We start from the raw sequence: 15,843 nt of genomic DNA on the forward strand, positions 1-15,843 counted from the left end.
ATCTTTAAAATAGTAAATATATAAAACCATCGCCATTAAGCCAATGCCGATGTTGTAACCCTTGTGTCGATTTATAGTCGATAGCGCTGAAATTTTAAAGTGTTTTTAATGGGCTATTTTTGGCTGATTTGGTTTATGCCCACATCAATGACCTGGTCACCGAACTCTTGGTGTCCATGTACAGAAATTTGGTTTCGCCCACCCGTTATAATCGCTTTTTTTGCAGCTTCTGAAATAGGAACAATTACGTAACCTTTGGAAACACCGCTTAAAGACGCAGCTAATATGCCGTTTAGGTAGATTTCACAACCATCGTCATTATAGACAGTGAATTGAAGTTTATCTCTTTTAACAACCGCCCCCACATCGAAGTTCCGTCGTAACCAAATATCGGAGGTCATCCATTTGGTCCCAATCACGGCACCAGGCGCGCCGGCTGATCCAAAACTACCTGGTGAAGCTTGCCATTGACTATCGTCGAAATCACTGGCGTACCAGCCATCGCTGGGTTTTTTTAGCGAGTATTTCCAAAACATGGGTTTACTGATCGAGGCGGGTAATACGGTTTCCAAAAATATATTGCTGTTGATCGCTTTTTGATTGGAAGCCCTGATCTTGACTGGATCGCATTTAACTACCGCACGATCATAAGTCAGCAATCCGTTAAGTTCTCCCTCCACATCTGTGATCTCGGTATAAACAGCAGCGCTAAGCCCATTGTTCGTTTTGTATATGGCGAGATCAGTTGAGAATTCATCATATAGATCAGTATATTTCTTTTCATTATCAATCATTACGTAAGTGTTACCAGACTGCCAGATATGACCCGGAAAGATAAAACCGATGCCGCCATATTCGCCGCACGCCAATGTTTGGCTGGTACTTACAGGCACACCCGGTGCCGGATAATTATGAATATCCAGCACATCCCCCACACCAAAGTGATCCCAGCCGCTACCCTGGTTGATCAAACGCGTGGGGTCCAGCTTACGTACCTGATCGACATATCCCGCAGTATTGTGCTGCCCCTGTGCTTCATTAAAAATCACCCAACTGACAATAGAAGGTGAATTCCAATGCGTTTTAACTAAAGTTTCCAGTTGGAAACGAAAAGCAGCAGTGTCTACCGGAGGGGGTGTTTGACTGGTATAAGTATTGGCTGACGGCATATCCTGCCAAACTAATAGGCCCAATTTATCGGCCCAATAGTACCAACGGTAGGACTCTACCTTGATATGTTTCCGCACCATGTTAAAACCAAACTTTTTGATCATTTCCAGATCGTATTTCAATGCTGCGTCAGTAGGTGCCGTATATCCCCCGTCGGGCCAAAATCCCTGGTCCAAGGGCCCCACTTGAAAAAGAAACTTATTGTTTAGGAACATTTTTTTATAACCCCCTTCTTCGCCAACGCTGATTTTGCGCATACCGAAATAGCTCTTGACTTCATCAATATTTTTTGTTGCTTTTTTCACATCCACCACCAGATCATATAAAAATGGACTATCCGGCGACCATAATTTTGCGTGTTTGACCGGGATGTTAATTTCCACATTGGTCATGCCATTCATCTTTTTGATCGTCGTCGAGCCATCTTTCACCGTCACAACGACCGGAACACCGCCAGCGTTGGTATTAACTGTGATTTTAACGAAAGAGCGATCTATGTCCGGTACAATTTTAATATCGTTGATGTGAATCACCGGGACAGGTTCTAGCCAAACGGTTTGCCAAATACCCGTAACTGAGGTATAGGTAATGCCGCCAGGCCTAAGCGTTTGTTTGCCGCGGGGGAAACCGCCATTATCCGTCGGATCGAAAACCCTAATGGTAATATCCTGCTCTCCTGAACTTTTTAATGCGGTCGATATATCGTAACTGAAAGGGTCATAGCCGCCTGCATGTTTACCGAAACTTTTACCGTTTACAAACACTTCAGCTTCATAATCTACTGCACCAAAGTGAATTAAGACTTTCTTTGCTTTCCAAATCGCAGGAATTATAAATTTCCGGCGGTACCAGATCGCTTCATGATGCTCCATTACACCCGAAAGCGCTGACTCGACAGGAAAAGGCACCAATATCATACTCGACAGTTCCCCATTTGGCAGGGGCTCATTTTTGTTAGTAGCGGGTTGGTATTGCCACATTCCGTTAAGATTGAGCCATTTTTCTCGAACAAGTTGAGGTCGTGGGTATTCTGGCAATACATTGACCGGGTTTACGTCTTTGGCAAATCTACTCATCAGTGCCGCTTGCTTAGGCTGCCATTGTTGGGCAAATAGTATGGAAGGCAAATAGGTAATAGCCGCTATTAGTAGTCTTTTAAAATTCATAGCTCAATTGGTCAGATCGTTCAAACTTCAAATAAACCAAAAAAATATTAGATTAAGAGCTATCAAGGCAATTCCTTTATAAGGTTTGATAAATCCGAAGAAATTTCCAACGCCGTTCTCTTTCTCGCATCGGAGATTTAGCTATGACCTGCCGGCAAGCTTCCTTATTGGAAGCATTTACGGTTTATTAAATTTAAAGCGCGGTCAGTTTGCTTGATATATTTTGCTCAACCTACAAGTCAAAGGACTATCTTTATATTGGCTAATTTTTTCAGTGAATCATCTATTAACAAAATTGTATTATAATTCTATATACCGTTACAAATGGTTTAAAACGTTTTTCCAGGAATGCCATTCTTTTGTTTCCCAACGCTGCAATTTAAGATTGTTAATGATTTCGTCGGATTATCGAGCTCTTAAACCTCCATACTGTTGCTTTCGGCTAAAACAAACATAGGTTTGAATAAACATATCAAGCTATTTCAAGCGAATTTTGTCCCATCAAATTAAACACAGTCATGAAACTAAAAAACAGCACTATTCTCATTACCGGTGGAAGCAGCGGAATTGGCCTAGAACTCATCAAACAACTTAATGAAGAAGGAGTTAATACAATTATCACAACAGGTAGAGATGCTTCCCGTCTCGAACAGGCGAAGAGGCAATTTCCGCAGCTGCATACGTTTCAGAGTGACGTCAGCGATACGCTTGCTATTTCGCAGTTGTATAGGGATATCATCAAGCAATTTCCGCAGCTTAATATTATCATTAATAATGCGGGAGTTATGAGGGACCTTGATTTGTTAACAACAAAGCTGGACGCTAATGAAATAACAGCAGAGATCGACATAAATCTCTCCGGGAGCATTAAGATGGTACAAACATTTCTGCCACACCTTGTTAATCAGAAAGAGGCGGCAATCATCAACGTTTCATCCGGATTGGCCTTTGTTCCATTCCCTGCCTCACCTGTTTACAGCGCAGCTAAAGCGGGTCTTCATGCATACACCCGTATCTTACGGATACAGTTAAAACAAACGAATATTAAGGTGTTTGAATTGGCTCCACCCAGCACAGAAACACCATTGTTAGATGCCTTTACCGGTTTGGTAGATAGTAGCCAAAATATGGCGGTCGACAAAATGGTCAATATCGCTATTAAAGGAATTTTGAATGATACTATGGAGATTAAACCTGGGGCATCTAAAATTCTTAAACTAATGAGCAGATTGGCGCCGGAGTTCATCCTGAATTTTTTGGACAAGACCTTGCAAAAAGCAAGAGCGAAAAAGGTACATTCGTAATATGACCAGTATTGTACCACTTCGAGTTCGGACGATTACCGAATTTCACAGGATCACTAAACTCTCCGGGCCGCTGCATCCGTTGATCAGCTTAATCGATATTTCAGAAATTCTTATGCAAGAGCAGCCAAATGGCGTCAGTGCAGTATTCGATTTTTATTCAATTTCAGTAAAGCGTGGCTTAAACTATAAAATGATATACGGACAGCAGCTTTATGATTTTGACGAAGGCATCATGTATTTCCTCGCGCCCGGACAAGTGCTCCGAATAGAAGCTGAAAATAATTCAGTATCGCAACCTTCCGGCTGGCTGCTGTTAATCCATCCTGATTTTTTGAGACATACTACCTTATCAAAGCATATCAGGCAATATGAATATTTCGGTTATTCGGCAAACGAAGCACTTTTTCTGTCGGACAGAGAAGAAAAGCGGGTCAATGATATTATTGATCATATCCGACAGGAGTGTCTTGCCTTTACTGATCAGTTCTCTCAACCTATTATCATCGCTCACCTGGAAGCCTTGCTTGGCAATGCTGACCGTTTTTATCACCGGCAATTCATCACCCGTAACGTAAGTAGTCACCGTATTATAAATAAACTGGAAAACTTATTAGAAGACTATTTCTTTAGTGAAAAACATCTAAAGCTGGGGATACCAAGTGTAATTTACGTTGCCGAAAAGCTTAATGTATCTCCTAATTATCTGAGCGGGCTACTAAAAACACTTACCGGATTAAATACACAGCAACATATCCATGAAAAATTGGTAGAAGCTGCAAAGCAAAAACTGTCGACCACTGATTTAACCGTTAGCGAAATCGCCTTCAGTTTAGGCTTTGAACATTTGCCTTCGTTCAGCAAAATGTTTAAACAGAAAACAGGTCAGTCACCAGTCGCATTTAGGCAGAGTTTTCATAATTGAAATTTTTCGAAGCCGTCAATATAATAAAACACAATAAGTTTTAGGGCCTGACAATCTGAGAAAATCTGCAAATGATCAAATTCAGCTTGCTGCATAAGCTTAAACTACTGACCAATAATACCCCGAGAGGTGGTTGAGCAATTTTATTAAGCGTTGTTTGTTACAAGCTTCCGCTAACTTGCTGAGGGTCCGAGTTTTCCATCGAAAGGTTGACAAGGTGGAATTAACATCTCAGCCAACTATTTAAATTATGTTAAATCGTTGAAGCAATATTTAAGATCTCTCCTATTTATCACCTGTTCAAAATGCGTAAAAAGCAAATACGATCGGGGTGACCAGAAGGTATCTGCTTTTTTAGGCTTAGGCTTATCTTATAAAAAATTAATCTATCACTATACTATCAATTGCCCTGTCCAAAGCATGTTCCTTTATTACAGGTACTTTCAACCCTTCAGCACGGAATACCACTAAATCGGTCATACCTAAAAAACCCAAAAAAGCTTTGAGATAGGGGGCTACAAAATCGTTGGCTTTGCCAGGCCCTTCTGAATACACGCCACCGGACGACATCGCTACATAAACCTTTTTACCGGTTACCAAACCAATGGGCCCGTTTTCGCCATAACCGAACGTAACTCCCGCTCTGGTAATGTGATCGATCCAGGCTTTTAACGCAGTGTGAATTGTGAAATTGTAAAGCGGCGCACCTATAACGATTATATCAGCCGCCAGTAATTGCTTCACTGCGGAATCTGAGTACCGAAGAGATTCTTTTTCTTCAGCCGTCAGCTGATCTCCTGGAGTAAACATGGATCGTAGAATATCAGGATTTAAATGTGGTATTTCAAGATCAATTAAGTTTACTTCTTCGACCGTGCTGTCCGGATACTTCTCTTTTGCCCTTTCGACGATAGCATTGCCCAGCTTGATACTGTAAGACTGACTTCCCTGGATACTTGATGTTAAATAAAGGATTCGTTTCATAAAAAAATTCAATTTTGTGTAAGCTTATCTACTCATATATTTCGACTTCAAAGTTAATCCCTATAACTATCTATAAGTGAGCACTTACCTGAAGGAAAGCGGTTACTTTTAGGAAAGTGCTTACATTTGGCTATGAAGACAGTTGAAATCCTTGCTAAAAAAGAGTGCGATAATTCACTCAAAAATGTTCTTGATGCATTGTATGTTCTCAACGGCCGTTGGAAACTACCGGTAGTTTTAAGCCTAGTACAAAAACCAAAGCGCTTCAACGAGATTCAAAATGAGGTGAGAGGGATATCCCCAAAAGTACTGGCCAATGAACTAAAGAATCTTGAACAAAATGAATTTATTAAAAGGAATGTATATCCGACAACACCTGTGACCATCATCTATGAAGCGACAGAATATAGTTTGACTTTAAAAAATGTATTACACGAACTTGATGTATGGGGAGAACAGCATCGGGAACGAATCAAGCAGACCATGCGCAGTTAAATGGGGTTGGCATGAAAAGCAGGTGATAGACGAATGTGCAGCTTTTAACGACCGCAGTAATCGATGCAATTCAGAAATTGATTGAATAATAATATGTGGCGCTCTTTCTGTTTTTTTCATTACCGAGAGACTGAAAATAACATGAAATGAAATGTCTTAGAAATTTTCTGATTGCTTTCATTTATTTAATTATTCACGTTAAATTCAACCTTTTTGAAACTTCTTTAACATAGGTGCTACCTATTGGGATTATTTCTCCCCCTATACTTATTTCTGCTGCAGAGTAGGATGTTATATGCGTTAATGAAATAATGAATGAACGGTGTATCCTTATAAATTGAGTGGCAGCTAGCTTTTCTTCAAAATATGTCATCGTCCTGTACGTCATGATTTTTGTATCTAACGTATGGATTTTTACATAGTCTTTTAATCCTTCTATATAAATGATATCCTTTAGCGCGATCCTCACCATCCTTTTATCTGACTTTACATATATAAAAGCATCATTAAATTGCGATGGTTCTTTTTCAAAATCTTGTATACGTTTGTAATTCGGATTGTTTCGCGTTTCAAACTTATCTATAGCTTTTAACAAGCGTTCAAAAGTTACCGGCTTAAGCAGATAATCGATTACATCCAGCTCATAACCCTCGATAGCGTATTCCGGATAAGCTGTAGTAATAATTACTGCGGGTGGATTTTTGATTGTCCGGAGCAATTCGATACCTGTTAATTTAGGCATTTGGATATCCAAAAAAAGAAGGTCCACATTTTTACTTTTTATAACCTCGTAAACTTCCAGTCCGTTTGCACAGGTGGCCAGGATATTAATATTATCTAAAGCAGAAAGATGATTTAAAATGACATCGCGCGCTAAAACCTCGTCATCGGCCACTACACAATTTATCTTCGTCATAAGTCTATTTTTAATTCAACCGCAAATATTTCAGCAGCCTGTTCAATATTAAGGTCGTAACCTCCAGGATAAATCAACTCAAGCCTGCGTTTGACATTAGTTAAGCCAAGGCCTCCTTCTTCTTTTTTACCTAAAACTACAGGGCAACTATTTTCCACTTTAAGGAAAAGCCTGTTACCTACAACCTGCAAATCAACGGTTATCCAACCAGAATTATCTCCAATGCCATGTTTGAAGGCATTTTCAATAAACGGCAACAACAGCAAGGGCGAAATTATTTTATCATCTATATCCCCGGAGTGTTGAAAAGATAAATCCAGCCTATCCGTAAACCTCATATGTTCAATAGCGATATAATTTTCAAGATGAACAATTTCATCTTTTAGCTGGACTTGGTTAGCACTGGCATCGTAAAGCATGTACCTCATGAGGTCCGATAATCGAACGACCACATCTGATGCTTCTTTTGAAATCGGAAGTGTTAGTGAATAAAGACTGTTAAGTGTATTAAAAAAGAAATGAGGATTGATCTGCGCCTTAAGAACATTCATTTCAGCTGTAAACTTTTCCTTCTCTATCTCTCTTAATTTTTTCTCATTTTGAGCAGAATCCCTCATCAATATCAAAACAAGCGTTACCAATAACAATGGAAAGTTGGCAATAGAGTCTTCGATGATCCGGGTGAATATCCAAAATTGTGTTGGTTCCCTACTGTTGGGATCAATAAAACGCTCACGTGGGAGCCATACAGTCCAGGAGAAAAAACGGTCTATTAAGCCGCCAATAACAAGGAGCAATATGACCCAGGCTATATATTGTAAGTATTTGTGACTTTTATAAAATACAGGCAGCAGCAAGTACATATTGACATAAACAACTATCATAGATACAGGCAATTCATTCAAGGCAGATAGCTGAAAATCGAAGCCCCAGGAATCCCGGTGCCTGCCACCATCGTCGATAGCAGCGTACAAAAAGTAAGCCAGCCAAAATAATAGGTGCCAAGCAGCGGTTATATATTTTTTCTTTCTGTGCATTATACAAATCTGCATATAAATCTTAATCATGCTTTCATTTTTCGACGAAGACGTGACTTAATGCCGTTAACAGGCAAGATTTTCCGGCTACAGGTATTCAAGTGTGGCCAATACTCGTTCACGGTAAATCATTCGTGCCAATTCAAAACAAAAAAAAGCACTGTCTTACATTCGAGCATGAAATTACACGACTGAGTAAATTTCTATTACCTAGGGTACAAAACCGATACAAACCATTTGAAGAAAAAAAGTTGCTTTGTCTTGATATCACTTTAGGTTGCAAATTTGATTCCTGAATACAAACATTCTAATAAGGCTATCACGATACCAACAAAAGGTTTGCGTGACCCTGACATTATAAGAAAATCCATTGGTGTTATAATAATTGTCACCCAGATTACCGGATTGTTATTCATCAATCTCTTTTATTCTTTACACCGAAAATTATCTATTCAGCTCAGGGTGCAACGACTGATGAGCAGTGAGCTTACTTTAGTGTTCGTTACTTGCTGAAGAAATTATCGAACTGCTGAAAGGCGAATAATAGAACGAATCCCAAAGGTATAAATTTGCTCTACTAAAAGAGCCTGTTTTTCAACCAAACGAAACTACACCGCTAAAACTCCCCCCGACGCACCGGGAAGATTTGGAATTAACTATGATCTTATGATTTAACATCAATAAGCTATGGTAAGAACTATTGCGTATTTTTATCTACAGATATAATTAGCTGATCTCTTCTAAAGTTTGTTTTGGGTGTGCTTTAACCTTAGGGTTTTATGTTAGTCTGTAAGAACAAGCTCATAAAGTTTTCAGTTTTACTCGTTTGCTACTTTCGTTCCCGTTTCTTTTTTTATGGTAGTATTTCCAAATTTATAACTTAAAAAGATCCCAAAAGAACGGTTCGGTTCCTGCCTGAAAACCGTCTGGTAAAAATTTGAACCATAAGCAGAAGATTGCTGATGAGTATATTTATTGAAGGGGTCGGTGGCGGTAATTCCAATATTTGCTTTTTTGGAGAAGAGTTGCTTTTTTAGGGCAAAAGTATAAACCAGGAATTCCGGCCGGGTATTTTGAAAATTGGTTCTTTTGGAATCGTAATTGATAAATCCCTCTGCTATCCAATTCGTTCCGAAACTGTAGTCCGCATTCAGGTTTAGCCGGTAAGAAACACCGTTAACATCGGCGAACCCCTGAACCCGGTTTGACAGATACCTAATCATCAGGTCGCTACGTAAATCCAGCCTACCAATCGACCAGGAGCCGTTAGCATTCGCGCCGTATGCGACTTGTGAACCTATATTTTCCGGCTTAGAAAGCGAAACACCAGTGTAGTTATTACCGTTAACGATAATCGTTGGGTAATAAGTAATAAAAGGTTGCAAGTCATCTTTGTTATAGTTATAGTAAACACTAACGGAGAGATTGGCCGAATTTCCTATCGCATCATTAAATGCCAGTTTATACTGATGCCCTTTTTCTGTTTTCAACAGCGGGTTACCTTCAGATAAATTGTGCGGATCGATAATGTTAACGAAAGGGTTGAGGTCTTCGTAATCCGGCCTTTCAATGCGGTAAGTATATGACAATATCATAGACTGCCCTTCCCGAATTTTGTGTTGTATCAATACCGATGGTGCCAGGATTTGATCTTTGGGAATTGCCGGGCCCGCAAAATCTGAGCTATTGTAGGTAGTTTCATATCTTAACCCTGCCTTTCCGTTGATAAAATCTTTAAACAATGAAAAGGAACCCGAAAAATAGGCTGCGTAAATATTCCGTCGAAAATTAAAGCGATAGGTTGCTCCTGCATCAGTCACATAAGTTCCGGCTTTGCTTAAACTGTCCGTAGTTACTTTACTGAAAATATTTTCTAATTCGGCCTTTACACCCGTTTCCAATGAATACCCACTACTTATTGGTAACGAATAATCAAGCGCAATATCTTGTTCTTTATTCCGGCCTGGAACAATGGCTGTTAATCCTAATGCGCTCAATTGCCCGTCAGGGTAGGTGGTAAGCTGTGCTGAATAATCGTATGGCGTACCTGAACTGGATGTATAAGAAAATTCAAGTTCATGTCCGTCTTTAACAAATTTTCTTTTATAGGATAAGTTGACATCCACTGTTTTTTGAATAGAAACACCGGTGGTGTACCTGGTACTTAAAATAGTCGATAATAATGCACCTGAGGAAAGATAGGTGTGCTCAAACCCAGGTGTAATACCTGTTCCATGAAATGAAAACTTACTTTGACTAATACTTCCCGTAAACAAATTTTTTGGCGATGGAGACCAATCGAAGCTAAGTCCAATGTTATAACTGTCTCGTCTGATCGGGCTCCTCCTTTGCTGAAAAAATTCGGTTATCGTATCTTTGCTCGGATTAAAAGAATGCCGGTCTGAAGTATTGATGACTGCCGCTGAAGGTTTATAAGTCCCGTTAACAAACGCATTTACTCCGACATTTTTCCACCGGGCTCCGACGTTTGCTGCGATAGTTTCAATCCTGGTGCCGGCTGATGTATTTATACTTCCGCCAACGCCGCGCAATTTATTTTCTTTCATCACGATGTTGATTATGCCGGCGGTACCTGCCGCGTCGTATTTTGCCCCGGGACTGGTAATGATCTCTATATTTTTGATGTCGCTGGCAGGGATACCCTGCAGTGCATCCGTGATACTTTTTCCCAATACGGTAGACGGTTTGCCATTGATAAGGAACCTGATATTCCCGTTTCCCTGTAATTCTACATTCCCGTCGATATCTACTGCGACCATTGGTGCCTTTTTGAGTGCGTCCAGTGCTGTCCCGCCCTGCGAGGTAACGTCCGCCGCCGCATTATAAATTAGCTTATCTATCCTGGTTTCAATTACCGGAAGCTTGGCAACTATGGTGACCTCGCTCAAAGTGGTATTAACTGCCTTGAGGCGGATTGTCCCTAACGATACTGTTGCATTTTCGGTTAAATTGATCAGCTCAATTGTTTTACTGTTATAACCTAAAATGCTGACTACGGCTCGAAAAGAACCTGCGGGTAAATTCGCAATAACAAAAGTTCCAGCGATAGCTGTATTTGCTCCGGCAATTAGCCTCATATCACCCGTCCTATAAATGCCTACTGTTGCACTGGGTATCGGTGTAGCGCTTAAAGAATCAACTATAAATCCGGTTATTTTTCCGCTGCTTAACGACTGTGCCGGAGATATTGTGCTGAAGGCAGTAAGTGTTATTATTATTAAAAATATAGATTTCATTCCGCAAATAAAAGCAGTTATGGAGACTGTTTTTTTTGATTTCGACCGCTAATACTTAATCGACCCTCAATAGGCCTAATCAGCCGACGAATGCGATTCAGGGTAGGTTGATGTGCATTGAAGGATAAAAATGGTGATTCATCGAAAATAAATCAGATAACAGGTAGTACTTATTTAGCCGTTAATTATAAATGTCATATTTGACTGCTATAAAGATAGATTTGGATACTTTATGTATTGCTCAATGGCTGAATTTTGCTAAAACTAAAAAAAGGTAAAATGGAAAAAATATTAATAACAGGTGCAACCGGAAATCTTGGGAGAGCAGTAATTGAATCATTACTCAAAACTATACCCGCTAATCAGGTGGTTGCGCTTACACGTGATGAGAACAAAGCCGCTGATTTGAAGGAAAAAGGCGTTGAGTTGCGTTTAGGTGACTATGATGATATCGCCTCACTCCATAATGCGATGGAGGGAATCGGAAAAGTGCTTTTAATTTCTGGTGGAAGAGCCCAGAATGGCTTAGAGCAACACCAAAATGTAGTAGATGCCGCGAAAAAGGCTGGAGTAAAATGTATCGCGTATACCGGACGATGTCTAAAAGACAGAAACACTTTAGCCAACCAACTGATGAAGCGGCACTTTGAAACAGAAGATTATATAAAGAATAGCGGGTTAAACTATATCCTGTTCCGTAATATTTTATATATGGATGCTATGGTATTACTTTTGGGTAAAGATGTACTTGAAACCGGCATTAATCAGCCGGCTGGAGACGGTATAGCATCATATGCGCTCAGAAGCGATATGGGAGAAGCCATTGGCAATGTCTTAGCCAACTATGACTGCGATAACCGCATTTTAGACTTTACAAATTCTGAAACCTATTCGTTTTATGATATTGCTGCGGCACTTAGTGAACTATCCGGTAAAAATGTAATTTATACTCCGGTTGACCCGGATGTTTTCTTGCAAGTAGCTATGAAAAGAGGATTACCAGAGTTTGTAGCTAATATGAGTCTCGGTTTTATGACCGACATTAAAAACGGTCAGGAATCCAAGGTCAGCAAAGACCTGGAAATTATACTTGGACGTAAACCAGCTTCGCTAAAAGAAGGATTAAAGATTTTGTTTAACCTGTAATATTTAATAACGTAACATGATTGTAACGCCGCTGCATCATATCAAAACCATTGCTGAATATCATCGTTTCAATGAGTTACCCAAACCAGAACACCCTTTAGTAAGTGTTATCAGGTTTGAAGATATTCAGCGTATTCCTGATATAGGACAGCTGAGCATTATAATGGATTTTTACACCGTTGCCTTGAAGAAGAACTTTAATGCAAAAATGAAATATGGGCAGCAGGATTTTGATTTTGATGAAGGCGTTATGCATTTTATGTCACCCAGGCAATTACTTTCTTTCGAATATACTACAGCAGAGAATTTTAATCATACAGGTTGGCTATTGCTTATTCATCCCGATTTTCTTTGGAATACATCTTTGGTTAACAAAATCAAGAAGTATGAATACTTCGATTACCAAATCAATGAGGCCCTTCACCTATCGGAAAAAGAAGAAATTATGGTGAGCGGAATATTTCAAAACATTGCAGAGGAATACCATTCCCGCATAGACAGTTTAAGTCAGGATGTGATCACATCACAAATTGAATTGCTGCTTACTTATTCGGACCGTTTTTATCAGCGGCAATTTATCACCCGAAAAATAGCCGGTCACCGCATCCTTGACCGACTGGAAGTTTTGCTGAAAACTTATTTTGAAAGTGGTTCGCTGATTGAAAATGGCTTGCCGACTGTCTTCTACATTGCTGATGCATTGAATATTTCGCCAAATTATCTGAGCCGCTTATTGAAAATGTTGTCTGGGCAAAGTACTCAGCAATTCATTCATGACAAATTAATTGAACTGGCAAAAGAAAAACTGTTAATGACAAGTTTGTCCATCAACGAGATTGCCTATCAGCTAGGCTTCGAACATCCCCAGTCATTCAGTAAACTGTTTAAGGCGAAAACTAAATCTTCTCCAGGGGAATTCAGGCAGTCATTTAATTGATTGAAAGGGATTACTTTTAGCTTCTTGTAACTCTTAATCTTATATTATGACATTGGTAAAAGCTGACAGCGTTTTAGAATTGCTAAATCCCCAGAGTAAATCGCTGGCATTTAAAGTCCATCCCTTTGAAACTGATGAATATTTTAAAAAACTAAATTCGTTCAATTACTTTTCGGTTATTCTGGTTTTGGAAGGCCACGGAAAATTGAAGGCTGATATCTCTGAATACAGCTTTAATAAAAACAGTTTAGTATGTTTTTCACTTTACCAACCATTCAGAATAGAAAGTGAAAGAGAATTCAGGGGGTTGATGATTAATTTTCATCCTGAGTTTTTTTGCCTTCACAAACACCGCAACGAGGTTTCCTGTAATGGCGTATTATTTAATAATATTTTTGAATCACCGGTTATCCAATTAACAGATCCGGAGGCGCTATCAATATTGACTTTAATGTATGGCCTCCAATCTGAAATGGAACGTCCGGACAAACCGGAACCGGAGGTATTGATAGCTTATTTGAAAATACTCTTAATTAATGCATCCAGAATTAAAATCAAGAAGCGCGGCCCCAATGATAATTCTATAAATGATGAACCCACAATTTTAGACGCTTTAAAAGAAGCTATTGAAAATCATTTCAGAACACTGCATAGCCCAAGAGACTATGCGTGTAAGTTAAATATTTCTACTGCCGCTCTTAACAGAATCTGTAAAACTCGATTTAATAAAACCTTATCTACTTTAATAGCTGACCGCATCATTACCGAAGCAAAAAGGGAGTTATATCTTACCGCTCAACCGATTAAAGCAATAGCTTATGAACTCGGATTTAATGACGAATTTTACTTTAGTCGTTTTTTTAAAAGCAAAGTGGCCATATCTCCTCAATTTTTCAGGGACACCGTTGGTTTCGATCAGGCAAATGCATGAAAATATTAGTTGCACCCTACTAACTTCCTTGATAGTTAAAGCGTTGCCTTCATCAGACTTTAATGAAATTAATCGGCCCAAAGACTCTGGTAATTTACATTTAAGTTTTGTTTGCAGTCATCCATCAGCTGTTCTACCTGATTAATTTGGTTAGTAGATCCAAATTCTGCTTGATTAAAATAAGGTATAGTATTTATCCATGTCTATACACCATTTGTCCATGTGATTCTATGCCATATAAAGGGACATTTGCATAGTTAAACTTAAGTGCGCAACTAACACTTCTGTTTACTATTAACATTATGAATGAACCATTTAAATTAAGAGAATGAAAAATGAAGAATTGATACCTCCCTTTAGCGGAGAAACAGCAGCAGCAAAATTACAGATTAATGAAAATGAGTGGAATACTCGCGATGCTGGTCAAATAGGGTTGTTATATTCAGAAAATGTTGAATTTTCAGATAAAGTTACTTTCCTTAATGGACGTGCAGCAGTGACAGAATACCTGGCCAAGAAATTTGCCGAACAGCATAATTACAAAGTTAAAAAAGAAGTGTGGGGCGCTAAAGAAAACAGAAATGCCATACGCTTTCAGGAAGAATGGCAGGATCAAAATGGTCAATGGTTCCATAGCTACGGTAACGAGCAACTTGAATTTGACCAGGCTGGTATTATCATCAAACGATTCGGCTGCAACAGTGATAAAGAGATAACATCATCAGAACGAACTTTATAGTTGGATCCTGAAATGTTGCCAAGTTTAATTGACATCGGTCAAGGCATTATTTCTTTACTTGAAAAATCACAGCAATATTATTAATGCAATATCCGGTAAAGTTATTTCAGTCACAGGTTCCTCCAGGGGTATCTGTGGCTTGCCTGCAGGCCACCTGGCTGATGTGGGTGCGCTATTACTAAAATTCCCAGATAGCAAAGACGAAGTTCTAAAAGAAGTTCAAATCAACTATAGGTGCAGGACGCTTTGAAATTCAATGCTAAGCTGATCTGTAAAATTATTTTCTGACAATGATGTCACTCAATTTGTTCATTGACGTGCTCGTATACAATTCGATAATGATGATCACCAAGCCCCTAGGAAACTATCGACAAGCTGTCGACAAGAATAGAATGATATGGAGGTCGTGTTTCTAAAGGTCCAATGCCTGTCTAAATAACAGTCTTAGCAGGCATAATATCTTACCTTTATGTTTAGGCCCCTTTTTCATTACTTTTGATAGTTATTTAAAAAAAATGAAGAATTTTCGATACAGAGAACTTAAACCTGTTTCTAAACTTGACGATTTTGTTGAAAGTTTCTGGATTTTGGAAAATTTTGCTGAAGAAAGAGAAGTAATGATTATTCCGGATAGTCGCGTTGATATCTCCTTTTCCTATTCCGACAGCACACCATATCATGTTATACTGAATGGATTGGAAAATGAGCCAATCAGATCGATACTACTTCCCGGTACTGTCATTGTAACCCCTCCTAAAAACCGGACTGCTTAAAGGACGAAAAGTCTTAACTTTAACCAGTCAAACGATGAAGAACTCTATCATTACCGAAACGCA

The 15,843-nt window shown here is 39.2% G+C and carries 14 protein-coding genes; 9 read left to right on the top strand and 5 right to left on the bottom strand.

Going from position 1 to position 15,843, the window contains the following annotated elements; genetic code table 11:
• Positions 1 to 113: 113 nt before the first annotated feature.
• Positions 114 to 2,336 (bottom strand): glycoside hydrolase family 2 protein, encoded by a 2,223-nt coding sequence (locus ABIB39_RS22920; RefSeq protein WP_354432528.1) that lies wholly within the window; start codon positions 2,334 to 2,336, stop codon positions 114 to 116.
• Between the two features lie 518 nt (positions 2,337 to 2,854).
• On the opposite strand from ABIB39_RS22920, the gene ABIB39_RS22925 reads away from it, so the two are divergent.
• Together ABIB39_RS22925 and ABIB39_RS22930 are read left to right on the top strand one after the other, a co-directional pair.
• Positions 2,855 to 3,640, top strand: coding sequence for an SDR family oxidoreductase (locus ABIB39_RS22925; RefSeq protein WP_354432529.1), 786 nt, complete (start codon positions 2,855 to 2,857; stop codon positions 3,638 to 3,640).
• A 1-nt stretch (position 3,641) separates the two neighbouring features.
• Positions 3,642 to 4,565 (top strand): helix-turn-helix domain-containing protein, encoded by a 924-nt coding sequence (locus ABIB39_RS22930; RefSeq protein WP_354432530.1) that lies wholly within the window; start codon positions 3,642 to 3,644, stop codon positions 4,563 to 4,565.
• Between the two features lie 381 nt (positions 4,566 to 4,946).
• On the opposite strand, the gene ABIB39_RS22935 is transcribed toward ABIB39_RS22930, so the two are convergent.
• Positions 4,947 to 5,549: an FMN-dependent NADH-azoreductase gene (locus ABIB39_RS22935; protein ID WP_354432531.1), complete on the bottom strand. Its 603-nt coding sequence runs from the start codon at positions 5,547 to 5,549 to the stop codon at positions 4,947 to 4,949.
• 132 nt (positions 5,550 to 5,681) lie between these two features.
• Between ABIB39_RS22935 and ABIB39_RS22940 the strand changes: the two genes are divergently transcribed.
• Complete coding sequence (locus tag ABIB39_RS22940) at positions 5,682 to 6,044, top strand: winged helix-turn-helix transcriptional regulator (RefSeq protein WP_354432532.1); 363 nt, start codon at positions 5,682 to 5,684, stop codon at positions 6,042 to 6,044.
• A 193-nt stretch (positions 6,045 to 6,237) separates the two neighbouring features.
• Here the strand turns inward: ABIB39_RS22940 and ABIB39_RS22945 are convergent, their stop codons facing one another.
• From ABIB39_RS22945 to ABIB39_RS22955, 3 genes are all read right to left on the bottom strand, one after another.
• Positions 6,238 to 6,960 carry a LytR/AlgR family response regulator transcription factor gene (locus tag ABIB39_RS22945; RefSeq protein WP_354432533.1) on the bottom strand — a complete coding sequence of 241 codons (723 nt, stop codon included), beginning with the start codon at positions 6,958 to 6,960 and terminating at the stop codon, positions 6,238 to 6,240.
• Positions 6,957 to 7,997, bottom strand: coding sequence for a sensor histidine kinase (locus tag ABIB39_RS22950; protein WP_354432534.1), 1,041 nt, complete (start codon positions 7,995 to 7,997; stop codon positions 6,957 to 6,959). The genes ABIB39_RS22945 and ABIB39_RS22950 overlap by 4 nt, the downstream gene beginning before the upstream one ends.
• 818 nt (positions 7,998 to 8,815) lie before the next feature.
• The gene (locus tag ABIB39_RS22955) at positions 8,816 to 11,206 is read right to left on the bottom strand and encodes a TonB-dependent receptor (protein WP_354432540.1); all 2,391 of its coding nucleotides are present in this window, start codon (positions 11,204 to 11,206) and stop codon (positions 8,816 to 8,818) included.
• Here ABIB39_RS22955 and ABIB39_RS22960 point away from each other — a divergent pair.
• The 6 genes from ABIB39_RS22960 to ABIB39_RS22985 all read left to right on the top strand — a co-directional run bounded on the left by ABIB39_RS22960 (position 11,112) and on the right by ABIB39_RS22985 (position 15,780).
• A complete protein-coding gene (locus ABIB39_RS22960) occupies positions 11,112 to 11,306 on the top strand; it encodes a hypothetical protein (RefSeq protein ID WP_354432541.1) in 195 nt (64 codons plus the stop codon). The genes ABIB39_RS22955 and ABIB39_RS22960 overlap by 95 nt on opposite strands.
• Positions 11,307 to 11,533: 227 nt before the next feature.
• Positions 11,534 to 12,400 carry an SDR family oxidoreductase gene (locus tag ABIB39_RS22965; RefSeq protein WP_354432535.1) on the top strand — a complete coding sequence of 289 codons (867 nt, stop codon included), beginning with the start codon at positions 11,534 to 11,536 and terminating at the stop codon, positions 12,398 to 12,400.
• Positions 12,401 to 12,416: 16 nt separating this feature from the next.
• A complete protein-coding gene (locus ABIB39_RS22970) occupies positions 12,417 to 13,337 on the top strand; it encodes a helix-turn-helix domain-containing protein (protein ID WP_354432536.1) in 921 nt (306 codons plus the stop codon).
• Positions 13,338 to 13,383: 46 nt separating this feature from the next.
• Positions 13,384 to 14,268 (top strand): helix-turn-helix domain-containing protein, encoded by an 885-nt coding sequence (locus ABIB39_RS22975; RefSeq protein WP_354432537.1) that lies wholly within the window; start codon positions 13,384 to 13,386, stop codon positions 14,266 to 14,268.
• A gap of 328 nt (positions 14,269 to 14,596) precedes the next feature.
• Positions 14,597 to 15,007 (top strand): DUF1348 family protein, encoded by a 411-nt coding sequence (locus tag ABIB39_RS22980; RefSeq protein WP_354432538.1) that lies wholly within the window; start codon positions 14,597 to 14,599, stop codon positions 15,005 to 15,007.
• A gap of 515 nt (positions 15,008 to 15,522) precedes the next feature.
• Complete coding sequence (locus tag ABIB39_RS22985; protein ID WP_354432539.1) at positions 15,523 to 15,780, top strand: DUF6597 domain-containing transcriptional factor; 258 nt, start codon at positions 15,523 to 15,525, stop codon at positions 15,778 to 15,780.
• The last annotated feature ends 63 nt before the right edge of the window (positions 15,781 to 15,843 follow it).

Source organism: Mucilaginibacter sp. UYP27 (assembly GCF_040547175.1).
GTDB lineage: Bacteria > Bacteroidota > Bacteroidia > Sphingobacteriales > Sphingobacteriaceae > Mucilaginibacter.